The organism is Leucobacter albus, assembly GCF_039528015.1.
Taxonomy (GTDB): Bacteria; Actinomycetota; Actinomycetes; order Actinomycetales; family Microbacteriaceae; genus Leucobacter; species Leucobacter albus.
On record NZ_BAAAKZ010000001.1, the window covers coordinates 16,870 to 27,692 of the forward strand.

The following is a 10,823-nucleotide window of genomic DNA, read 5'->3' on the forward strand; positions in this document are numbered from 1 at the left end:
TTTGCGTTTCCGGTGGAAGCCGAGGCCTGTGAAAAGTTATCCACAGGCTTCTCCCCAGCTGGGGAGAATTACACCGGTGTAGTTCGGTTGAACCTGTGGATTACTTCCACCACGGGGTCATGAGGAAGCCAACGAGCACAAAGCCAAATCCGACGAAGATGTTTGCCTGGCCGAGCTGCGGAATCGGCAGCTGCAGGTTTGAGCTCGTGATGTAGAACAACACAATCCACACGAGCCCGAGCAGCATGAAACCGAACATCACGGGCTTGAACCACACCGGGTTGGGTGCGTTCTTTCGAGCGGCCTGGCGCTCCTCGCGTTGTGCCGCGATCTCTGCCGCGCTGCGCTTGCTGACTTCTTTACTCGCTGCTGCCATGAGCACAGTCTACCCAGTTCGTGGCCAGTGCCCAGTGTGATCGCTCTAGAATGGCTACAAATGGACGATGCACTCTCACCCAGACGGCGCCGGCGCCGCGCTCGCCTGAGCCCGCTCACGGTGATTGGCGAGCTGCTCATCGTCGGGGGCCTCGCCGTGTTCGGTTACATCGTGTGGCAGCCCTGGCACACGGGCGTCGTCGTGACGGGCAAGCAGCTCGAACTATCTCACGAGACCTCGGCAAGGTGGGACGCGGAGGCGGCCGCCAGGCCGCCGTTCGACGGCACCGTTCCCGTGCCCGAGGTGCCAGCCCTCGGCGAGGTGTTTGGGCAACTGCATGTGCCAGCGTTCGGCACGACCTTTGTGAACAACGTCGCCGAGGGCACGGGCTGGTGGGAGACGCTGAACTACGACGACAAGGGCATCGGCCGCTACCCGAACAGCGCTATGCCGGGCGAGAACGGCAACTTCGCCATCGCCGCCCACCGTTCCGGGGGCTACATCACGCCCTTCAAAGAGGTAATGAATTTGCGCGTCGGCGATCCGCTCTTCTTCGAGACCGTCGACGGCTGGTACACCTACCGCTTCCGCTCGCTCGAATACGTCTGGCCCACCGAGGGCGAGGTGCTGAACTCCTTCCCACGGATGGAGGGCATCGAACCGACCGATCAGATTATGACGCTCACCACGTGCCACCCGAAGAACTGGGGCACCGACGAGCGCGCGATCGCGTACACCGTCTTCGAGAGCTTCCAGCCGCGCGGCGAGGGCCCGCCAGCGGAGCTCATCGAACTCAACCCAGCGATTGCGGGAGGCGAAGCATAGTGTTCTCACTTCTCTGGCGGTTTTTCCCCGGGCCCGCCTGGCTCCGGGTCATAGTGTTGCTCCTCGCAGCGGTCGCCCTCGTCTGGGCGCTCATTACCTACGTGTACCCGTGGGTGCTCGAGATGCTGCCCGAACAAGAATCGACGGTGGGAACATGACGCGCATTCTGGTGATCGACAACTACGACAGCTTCGTTTACACGCTGAACGGATACCTGCAGCAGCTGGGCGCAGACACCCGGGTGATTCGCAACGACGACGTGAGCGTCGGCGAGCTGGCGCAGCTCGTGCAGCAGTTCGACGGCGTGCTCATCTCACCCGGCCCGGGCACCCCCGGGGCCGCCGGTGTCTCACTGTCGATGGTCGACATCGCCCTGAAACAGCGCGTGCCGCTCCTCGGGGTGTGCCTCGGGCACCAGGCCATCGCAGAGGCGCTGGGCGCGACCGTCACGCATGCCAGCGAACTCATGCACGGCAAGGTCTCGCGGGTGCGCCACAGCGACGACGAGTTTTTCGCTGGCGTCGCCGCAGAGTTCGACGCGACGCGGTATCACTCGCTTGCTGTCGTGCGCGACACGGTGCCAGACAGCCTCGAGATCACCGCCGAGACCAGTGGCGGTGTCGTGATGGCGCTGCGTCACCGCGAGTTGCCAATCTACGGTGTGCAGTACCACCCGGAGTCGGTGCTCACCGAGGGCGGGTATCAGCAGCTCGGCAACTGGCTGCGCATCGTCGGGCTCGACAACGCAGCCGAGATCGCTGCGACCCTCTCGCCGCTCATCGCGAGCGACTAGCGCGACGCTGGTCGGAGGCGGCCCGGCTTGCGGCGGCGCTGGTCGGGCCGCGATCCCAGCGGCGCTGGTCGGGCGCGGTCCGTGCCGCGCCGCTTAGCCGGCGCAGTAGCTGACGATAAGCTTCGAACCCTGCGGGTTTGAACCCACAACAGACTGCCCGGTGATGAGCAGCTGCTCGTTGAAGCTGCACCCGGTCGCCTGCACCGTCTGCGGTGCCCACTCGAGGTCAAGGTTCAACCCGCTGAGCAGGTTGCGTGCGGTCTCGAACGGTTGGTTCATGACGTCGGGAATATCGACCTGACCGCTCGCCACGACGAGATTGACGGACTCGCCAGCCTTCAGCTTGGTGCCGGGCTCTGGCGATACCTCAAGCACGCGACCCGCGGGCGCGACGGCGTCGTCGCGCGTCGTGACCTGGCCAACGGTGAGCCCCAGCGCCTCGAGGGAGTCGGTGTAGCTGTCTTGAGACTGGCCGGAGAACGCGGGCACATCGGCCTGCTCGGGCCCCGTCGAAATGTAGAGTGTGACCTCGTCGCCCACGTTCACCGAGGTGCCCGGCTCGGGGTCGGTAGAAATGACGTGATCGTTTGGAACGGTTTCGTCGACCTGATCGATCTGAATGGGCTTGAGATCGAGCTCGAGCAGTGTGGAGACCGCCTCGGAGCGGGTCTGGTTCGTGAGGTCGGGAATATCGCGCACGGTCGACGGCGAGATCTCGTTGGGCACGAGGTTCACGAGCCAGAACACGACGGCGATGACGATCGCGGCGATTGTGAGAATCGCCGCCCACGTCCACATCACCGGCGGGCGGCTCTGCGTGCGGCTGCCGCCGCCCTCCGCGAGCTGGCGCAGGGCGAGGTCTGACTCCGAGACCTCTTCGCCCGACGAAAACAGCACGGTGTTCTGCGTGTCGTGCCGGGGCAGGTTCGGCATCTGGCCGCTCGCGGCGACGCTCAGGGCATCGCGAAACTCGGCGGCGGTCTGGAACCGCTTCGCGCGGTCTTTGCCGAGGCCGTAGAGCACGACGCGGTCGAGCTCTGGCGGTACGTCGGGGTTGCGCTCGCTCGGCGGCTTCGGCCGTTCGCTGACGTGCTGGTAGGCGACCGCAACCGCCGTGTCACCGCGAAAGGGCACGTCGCGCGCGAGGAGCTCGTAGAGCAGCACGGCGGTCGAGTAGAGATCGGTGCGCGCGTCGACCGACTCGCCCTTTGCCTGCTCGGGCGAAAAATAGGCAGCCGTGCCGAGAATCGCGGTCGTCTGCTGCAGCGTCGATGAGGTTTCTGAGACGGCCCGGGCGATGCCGAAGTCCATGACCTTGACCTGGCCCGACTTGGTGATCATGATGTTGGCAGGCTTGATGTCGCGGTGCACAATGCCGGCGCGGTGCGAGTATTCGAGGGCGGTGAGCACCGACTCCACGATGCGGGCCGCCTCGGTCTGCGAGAGCTCGTTCTCCTCGATGAACTGCCTGAGGTTTGTGCCCTCGACGTACTCCATCACGATGAAGGGGAGCCGCTTCGCGCCCTCCGCGGTCTGAATGAGGTCGTCGCCGGCGTCAAAGACGCGCACGATCGTCGGGTGGGCCATGCGCGAGGCCGACTGTGCCTCCTGCCTGAAGCGGGCGCGAAACTGCTCGTCGCCCGAAAGCTCAGACTTCATGACCTTGATCGCGACCTGTCGGCCAAGCTTGATGTCGGTGCCGCGGTACACGGTCGCCATGCCGCCCTGGCCGATAAACTCGCCGATTGCGTAGCGCCCACCGAGCACTCGCGAGTTTGCCCCGCCAGCGGCCTCCGACATACTCACCTCTTCCGAACTTCCAAACATCTGCACCAAAGTCTATTGCCCAAGTCCCTGGTCAATAGCCCTATTCGCTAGTCTTGGTTCTCTCCTTCGCCCTGTTGTGGCGCAATCGTAATGGTTACGGGGGCCGAAACACCGGAATCGCGGGGCTGCGGGCCCTCGCAGCGGTAGCTGTAGGTGATGTTGAGCGTGCCGGGGGCGAGCGCGTTGATGGTCACACCGCTCGCGCTGGGGTTGTTCGCGAGCTGGCCGAGCGACGGGTCGCTGAGCTGCACGTCGAAGCCCCCGACGGAGAGCCCCGCGGGGCACTCCGCGCGCAGCGCCTTGATTACGATCGTGCCCCCAACGGTGGCCGTTGCGCTCGCGGCGGTCGGGGCCGGCGGTGTCGGCGGGGTGCCGTAGGCGACGTTCACGGTGAGGGTGATGAGCTCGTTGAACTCGGTCTTGCCGGTTGGCGAGACCGCAGAAACGAGGCCAACCTGGTCGTCGGGAACAGGCGAGCCGTCTTTCGGCGTCACGTTCGTGAAGCCGAGGCCCGTCAGGTAGCCGAGCGCCTCGTCGTACGACTTGCCAAGAATCTGGCTCTCGTCGACCGTTGCCGAGGTGACCGGAGCGGTGGTCTTCGTCGGCTTCGGGGTCGTCTTCGTCGGCTTCGTCGTCGTCTGCGAGGTCTCTGCGGGCTCCTTCTCGCCGCCAGACAGCAGCGCGTAGGCAGTGCCACCGCCGATGATGATGAGCAGCGCGAGCAGCGTGACGATGGGCCACAGCCAGCGGTTCCGCTTCTTCTCTGGCTCCTCCTCGAGCTGGCCCTCGCCGTTCTCGGTGAGCGCGACTGTCGGGTCCATCACCTGTGTGCGCGGCATCACGGTCGTCGCGGCGTCGGAGCCGGGCTGCTGCGGCATCACCATAGTCGCCGTCGGGTCCTCAGCAGCTCCGCGCACCTGAGGCACGTAGCTCGCAGCGAGGTCGATGTTGCCGCGGTGGATCGCCGTGGCGGCCTGCGCGAGCTTGATGGCCGACTCCGGGCGGCCAGCCGCATCTTTCGATAGGCAGCTCATGACGAGGTTGCGCACGGGCTCTGGCACATCTGCCGGGAGCTCGGGTGGGGTGTCGTTGATCTGGGCCATCGCGATGGCGACCTGCGATTCCCCGGTGAAGGGGCGCTTGCCTGCGAGGCACTCGTAAGCGACAATGCCGAGCGAATAGATATCGGTCGAGGGCGTCGCGGCGTGGCCGCTGGCCTGCTCGGGCGCGAGGTACTGCACCGTGCCCATGACCTGGCCGGTTGCGGTGAGCGGCACCTGGTCGGCGATGCGGGCGATACCGAAATCGGTGATCTTGACCCGCCCCTCGGGCGTGATGAGCAGGTTGCCCGGCTTGATATCGCGGTGCACGAGGCCTGCGTCGTGGGCTGCCTGGAGCGAGGTCGCGGTCTGCGCGACGATGCCGAGCACGCGGTTCGCCGGCAGGCGGCCCTCGCGGTCGATGATCGCGGAGAGTGGCTCGCCGGGAACGAGCTCCATGACGATGTACGCTGAGCCCTGCTCCTCGCCGTAATCGAAGACGTTCGCGATGCCCTCGTGGTTGACGAGCGCGGCGTGACGCGCCTCGGCGCGGAAGCGCTCGAGGAACCCGGGGTCGCCCATGTATTCGTCTTTGAGGATCTTGATGGCGACGGTGCGGCCGATGATGCTGTCGCTCGCACGCCAGACCTCGCCCATGCCGCCCACCGCGATCCGGGAGCTCAGCTCGTAGCGCCCGCCGAATGTGATCCCTGCTGCTGGTCTCATCCGTTCAACACCGCTTCCATGACTCGTTTTCCAACTGCTGTCGGGAGTTCTGACGAATTTCCCTGAAAATCAAAACTTGATCCGCCCCCGTTTGCGATGACGACAGCGACGGCCACCTTCGGATCGTCCACCGGCGCAAAGCCCGTATACCAAAGGGTATAGGGAAGATCATTGCCATTGGCGTCTTCGCCGGTTTGTGCCGTGCCGGTTTTCCCGGCGACACGCACGCCATCGATCGCCGAGGCATGCGCATAACCTGTCGGCTCTGAGACGCCCTTCTCCATCATTCCAGCTATCGCCTGGGCGGTGTCAGCTGAGATCGGTTCGTTAAGAAGCTCGGGGCCAAACTCCTGCTCGACGCGAAGGTCTGGGGCGATCACCCGGTCGACAAGCTGCGGGGTCATCAGCTCGCCGCCGTTCGCGATCGCGGCAGACACCATCGCCACCTGCAGCGGCGTTGTGCGCACATCGAGCTGCCCGATCGACGCGAGCGCTACCTGCGCCTTATCGCGCGGAACGGGCGACACACTCGGCGTGACCTCGATGGGAATCGATAGCTCCTGTTCGAAACCAAACTCGCGCGCCATCTTCGGCACCGCGGTGCGATCCATGTCCATCGCCATCTCGGCGATCGGAATGTTGCACGAGTAGACGATCGACGTTTCGAGCGTGGCCTTCGACCCGTCGCCACACGTGAGCAGGTTCGAGTTGCGCATGACCGAGCTCGCCTGCGGCAGGGTGAGGCTCGCCGGGTTCGGGAACTCTGTTGACGGCGTAGCGGCCCCGCTCTCGATCGCGGCGGCGGCGGTGACGAGCTTGTACACGGAGCCCGGGTGGTACAGGTCGCCAGCGATGGCGCGGTTGACGAGCGGCCTGAGCTCCTCGGCGTTCAGCGTCTTGTAGTTCGCGATGATCTCGCTGTCGTCGTTCGAGGAGAGCAGATTCGGGTCGTAGGTCGGCGTCGATACGAGCGCCAGGATGCGGCCCGTCTTCGGCTCGATCGCCACAACCGCGCCCTCGAAGCCGAATTCCTGCATCGCGTCAAAGGCCGCCTGCTGCGCCTGAGGGTTGATCGTGGTGTCGATCGAGCTACCCTGCGGCTTGACGCCGTTCAGGGTGTTCTGAATGCGCGTGAAGAACTGCCCGTCGGCGTTGCCCGTGAGCTCCTTGTTCATGGCGAGCTCGAGGCCCGTCATGCCCTGCTGCCTGGAGTAGTAGCCGGTCACGGGGGCGTAGAGCCCGCCCGGGTCGTAGCCACGCAGGTACCTGAACGTGTCGTTCGTCGGAGACGAGAACGCGATCGGGTCGCCGTCGACGAGAATCGAGCCGCGCTCGACCTTGTATCCGTTTTTGATCGTGCGCTGATTCAGCGGGTTGTTTCGCAGCTCATCGGCGTTCACGAACTGAATCATCGTCACCGAGGCGAACAGAATGAGAAACATCCCGAAGACCGTGCGTGAGAGGAATTTCAGCTGTTTGTTCATGAGCGAATCACCAACTTCGGTCGGTTGCGCACCGAGTTCGAGAGCAGCAGCAGGAGCACGACGATGATCCAGTTCGACACGAGCGATGATCCGCCCGCCGCAAGAAACGGCGCCGTGAGCCCCGTGAGCGGAATGACGCGCGTCACGCCACCGGCGACAACGAAGACCTGCAGCGCGATGGCGAAACCGAGCCCCGATGCCAGCAACTTGCCGAAATCATCCTGCCCGGCGAAACCGATGCGCATCGCGCGGCCGACGAGCAGCAGGTACGCGGCGAGCACCACGAACAGCCCGATCAGCCCAAGCTCTTCACCGATGCTCGGCAGAATGTAGTCGCTCTCGGCGACCGGCGTATCGTGGGGGTAGCCCTGGCCGAGGCCGGTGCCCGTCATGCCGCCGTTCGCCATGCCGAACAGCCCCTGCACCATCTGGTAGCCGGCGTTCGTCGGGTCGTTGAACGGGTGCAGCCAGTTCTCGAAGCGGCGCCCGACGTAGCTCAGGGTCTGGCTCGCGACGATTCCGCCGACGAGGAACAGGCCGACGCCCAAGATGACCCAGCCGATGCGGCCGGTCGCGAGATACAGCATCGAGAGGAACAGGCCGAAGTAGAGCAGTGACGTGCCGAGATCGCGCTGAAAGACGAGCACGAGCATCGCGACGAGCCAGAACGCGAGCAGCGGCCCGAGGTCGCGGCCGCGGGGAAAGCGGATGCCCGCGAACTTCTTGCCGACCATCGACAGCGCGTCGCGGTTGCGCACGAGATAGCCGGCGAAGAAGATCGCGAGGAAGATCTTTGCGATCTCACCCGGCTGGAAGGAGAACGAGCCGATGCGGATCCACACGCGGGCGCCGTTGAGCTCTTGGCCGATGAACGGCAGCATCGGCAGCAGCAGCAGTACGAGCGCGCCGAGGCCGAAGAGATAGGTGTAGCGATAGAGCACGAGGTGGTTTTTCACCACGAATAGCACCGCGCCTGCCACGATGACCGCGATCGTTGACCAGAGCAGCTGCCGCACGCTCGTGGCGCCCCAGCCGCTCACCCCATTGCCGAGGTCGATGCGATAGATCATCGCGACGCCGATGGAGTTCAGCATGACCGCGATGGGCATGATCAGCGGGTCTGCGTCGGGCGCGATCTTGCGCACGAGCAGGTGCAGAGCAAACACCGAGATCACGAATGGAATGCCGGTGGGCAGGAGCGCCGTCGAGAGCTGCTGCCCCACGGTGAGATCGATGATCACGACTGCGGCGATGCCGATTGCGAGGGCAAAAATGAGCAGTGCGGTCTCGAGCGTGCGCAGCTTGCGGGGAGCGCGGATCGCGGTGATGCGCTGCAGCACCGTCTCGCTCGTGCGATTCTTCTCGAAGCTATTCGCCATCTGGCACACTCCCGAGTCGCACAACGATCTCGCGGGCCTCCTGCAACGAACCGGCGCCGAGGGTGCGCTCGATCGTGCGACGCTCGAGCCCGTCGAGGGCCGCGAGCGGAATACCGGTGTCTTCGGCGACTGAATAGAGCGAGAGCGAACCAAGATCTTGGTGCACGCCCTGGTAGATAATCACCGTGTCGCCGTCGGTGCCGACGAAGTAGCGCGTCTGCGTCCACTGGTACCCAAACAGCAGCGCGCCGCCGAGCGCGGCGAGCACCGCGATGACGCCGAGCAGCCACATGAGGCGGCGGCGCCGGTTCGCCCGGCGGGTCTCCGCGAGCAGCTCCGCGAGGTACTCGTCGGCGCGCGCCTCGAAGTGGCTCTCCTCGACGGCGGGAAGGCGCCGAATTCTGCGGCGATTGGCGAGCCTGGTGCGGCCCGTGTTCGTCGTGCCGTCGCGCAGCTGGGGCGCGGTCGCTGCCGAGCCAACGAATCGCGGGTTGCGGGCGCCTGGCACCTCGGTCTCGCCGGTGGCCGGTGTCAGCGGATCCTCGTCTTCGAAGAGCTTCCCGCCGATCTCGAGGGTGTCGCCGGGGCGCTGCGCCGACGCGGGGGCCGCGAGCGCAGCGTCGGCAAGCTCCTCAGATGGGGTGCGCTCGACCAGCACGACGGTGACGTTGTCGGGGGCGCCGTGTGACAGGCTCTTATCGATGAGGTCGTCGACCGCTCCCTGGAGCGACCTGCGGCGGCGCAGAATCTTTTCGATGTCGTCGTCACCGACGTAACCGCACAGGCCGTCGGAGCAGAGCAGCCAGATGTCGTCGGGCCTGGTGTCGAGCACCATCGTGTCGATCTCGGGCGAGGATTCGACGTCGCCGAGCACCCGCATCAGCACCGAGCGGCGCGGGTGATACTGCGCCTCCTCCTCGGTGATGCGGCCGCTGTCGACGAGGCGCTGCACAAAGGTGTGGTCTTTCGTGACTTGGCGCAGGTCGCCGTCGCGGAAGAGGTACAGTCGCGAGTCGCCGATGTGGGCGAGGGCGAGCTGGTCGCCGACCGTGAGGAAGCCAACGAATGTGGTGCCGAGCCCAGCAAGCTCGTGGTGCTCCTTGACCGTCGAGCGAAGCATCGTGTTCGCCGCGAGCAGCGAGGAGCGAAGCCGCTCGGCAGATTGCTCTGGCGCCCCGGTCTGAGGCTCGTCGAGCTTCGCAATGTCGCGGGTAACGAGGGCCGAGGCGACGTCGCCTCCGGCGTGGCCGCCCATGCCGTCTGCGACGAGAAACAGGTAGTCCCCGGCGTAGCCCGAATCTTGATTGTTCGCGCGCACCATGCCGACGTGAGAGGCAACCGCGCTCGCATACCCGTATGTCACGGTTAGGGCCTCAGCTCAAAGGTGGTCTTGCCGATGGTCACCGGGGTGAAGGTCGGGACGCTCACGGTCTTGCGAACCTTCTCGCCGTTCAGCAGGGTGCCGTTGGTTGAATCGAGGTCGGTGAGTGTCCACTCGCTGCCCGACCGTGCGAGCCGCGCGTGATAGGTCGAGGTGTATTCATCGACGATGACGAGGGTCGAGTCTGAGGAGCGGCCGATTGTCACAAAATCTTCGTCGAGCGGGATCGCGGTGCCCGTTGCAACACCCGAGGTAATGACGAGCGAGCGGGCCGGGCCGGTCGCACCGGCTGAGGGGAGTGCGCCGCCCGAGGGCGTTATGACGGGCTGTGCCTGCCGCGTCGCTGCGGCTGGAGCCTGGGAGGGGGCCGGCGTCGGGGCCTGTGCGCCCTGCGAAACCGGCGAGCCCTGTGCCTGCACTGCGGGGCTGTCGCTTCGCAGCTTGCGGGCCGGGGCCCCGAAAAGATCACTGCGCAGCGCGTAGACGATCGAAAAAATAAAGAACCACAGCATCAGCAAAAAGCCGATGCGCATGATGAGCAAGGTGAGTTCACTGCTCACAGGGCCCCCCAGAAATCTTGGTCGACTCCGGCAGAACTGCGACCCGGCGTCGCCGCCGAACTACTCTGCCTCGGCGCCGCGGTTCGGCCGGGCACCAGTTGGAAGCGTAGCGCAGTCTGTCCAATCATGATCACGCTGCCCGCCTGCAACCTTGCCTCGCGGAACCGCTGACCCTCAATCTTCGAACCGTTTGTCGACCCGAGGTCTCGGGCGAGCGCGCTCTGCCCGTCCCACATAATCTCGAGGTGTTTGCGCGATGCCGCGTTGTCGGTGATGCGAATGTCGCAGTCAGAACCGCGGCCAACGACCGTCACACCACGGGCGAGCTCGTAGCGATGGCCGTCGACATCGATCGCACCCACCCAGTTCACCCCGCCCTCAACCTGGGTGGCGTCGACCTGCAGTACCCCGCCGGTCAGCGACTCATCGGCG

General features: G+C 65.3%; 11 protein-coding genes. 3 read left to right on the forward strand and 8 right to left on the reverse strand.

Features of this window, described 5'->3' with window-relative positions; translation table 11 throughout:
• Nucleotides 1–100 precede the first annotated feature (100 nt).
• Nucleotides 101–376 carry a cell division protein CrgA gene (locus ABD115_RS00095; RefSeq protein WP_343956940.1) on the reverse strand — a complete coding sequence of 92 codons (276 nt, stop codon included), beginning with the start codon at nucleotides 374–376 and terminating at the stop codon, nucleotides 101–103.
• A gap of 60 nt (nucleotides 377–436) precedes the next feature.
• Here ABD115_RS00095 and ABD115_RS00100 point away from each other — a divergent pair, with 60 nt between their 5' ends.
• Genes ABD115_RS00100 through ABD115_RS00110 form a run of 3 tightly spaced genes read left to right on the forward strand, consistent with a single transcriptional unit; the run spans nucleotide 437 to nucleotide 1,994 of the window.
• Nucleotides 437–1,201, forward strand: coding sequence for a class E sortase (locus ABD115_RS00100; RefSeq protein WP_343956942.1), 765 nt, complete (start codon nucleotides 437–439; stop codon nucleotides 1,199–1,201).
• On the forward strand, nucleotides 1,201–1,359 hold the full coding sequence (locus tag ABD115_RS00105) for a hypothetical protein (RefSeq protein WP_343956944.1): 159 nt from the start codon (nucleotides 1,201–1,203) through the stop codon (nucleotides 1,357–1,359). Before ABD115_RS00100 ends, ABD115_RS00105 begins: the two co-directional genes overlap by 1 nt.
• The gene (locus tag ABD115_RS00110; protein WP_343956946.1) at nucleotides 1,356–1,994 is read left to right on the forward strand and encodes an anthranilate synthase component II; all 639 of its coding nucleotides are present in this window, start codon (nucleotides 1,356–1,358) and stop codon (nucleotides 1,992–1,994) included. The genes ABD115_RS00105 and ABD115_RS00110 overlap by 4 nt, the downstream gene beginning before the upstream one ends.
• A 93-nt stretch (nucleotides 1,995–2,087) precedes the next feature.
• Here the strand turns inward: ABD115_RS00110 and pknB are convergent, their stop codons facing one another.
• The 7 genes from pknB to ABD115_RS00145 all read right to left on the reverse strand — a co-directional run.
• The gene (gene pknB / locus ABD115_RS00115) at nucleotides 2,088–3,821 is read right to left on the reverse strand and encodes a Stk1 family PASTA domain-containing Ser/Thr kinase (RefSeq protein ID WP_343956948.1); all 1,734 of its coding nucleotides are present in this window, start codon (nucleotides 3,819–3,821) and stop codon (nucleotides 2,088–2,090) included.
• Between the two features lie 47 nt (nucleotides 3,822–3,868).
• The gene (locus ABD115_RS00120; protein ID WP_343956950.1) at nucleotides 3,869–5,587 is read right to left on the reverse strand and encodes a protein kinase domain-containing protein; all 1,719 of its coding nucleotides are present in this window, start codon (nucleotides 5,585–5,587) and stop codon (nucleotides 3,869–3,871) included.
• A complete protein-coding gene (locus ABD115_RS00125; protein ID WP_343956952.1) occupies nucleotides 5,584–7,071 on the reverse strand; it encodes a peptidoglycan D,D-transpeptidase FtsI family protein in 1,488 nt (495 codons plus the stop codon). Before ABD115_RS00125 ends, ABD115_RS00120 begins: the two co-directional genes overlap by 4 nt.
• Entirely contained in the window at nucleotides 7,068–8,450 is a 1,383-nt protein-coding gene (locus ABD115_RS00130; RefSeq protein WP_343956954.1) for an FtsW/RodA/SpoVE family cell cycle protein, read from the reverse strand. The genes ABD115_RS00125 and ABD115_RS00130 overlap by 4 nt, the downstream gene beginning before the upstream one ends.
• Nucleotides 8,440–9,813 (reverse strand): PP2C family protein-serine/threonine phosphatase, encoded by a 1,374-nt coding sequence (locus tag ABD115_RS00135; protein WP_343956956.1) that lies wholly within the window; start codon nucleotides 9,811–9,813, stop codon nucleotides 8,440–8,442. The genes ABD115_RS00130 and ABD115_RS00135 overlap by 11 nt, the downstream gene beginning before the upstream one ends.
• 2 nt (nucleotides 9,814–9,815) lie before the next feature.
• On the reverse strand, nucleotides 9,816–10,391 hold the full coding sequence (locus ABD115_RS00140) for an FHA domain-containing protein FhaB/FipA (protein ID WP_343956958.1): 576 nt from the start codon (nucleotides 10,389–10,391) through the stop codon (nucleotides 9,816–9,818).
• On the reverse strand, nucleotides 10,388–10,823 hold a 436-nt coding region (locus ABD115_RS00145; protein WP_343956960.1), incomplete at its 5' end, for an FHA domain-containing protein. The genes ABD115_RS00145 and ABD115_RS00140, both read right to left, overlap by 4 nt.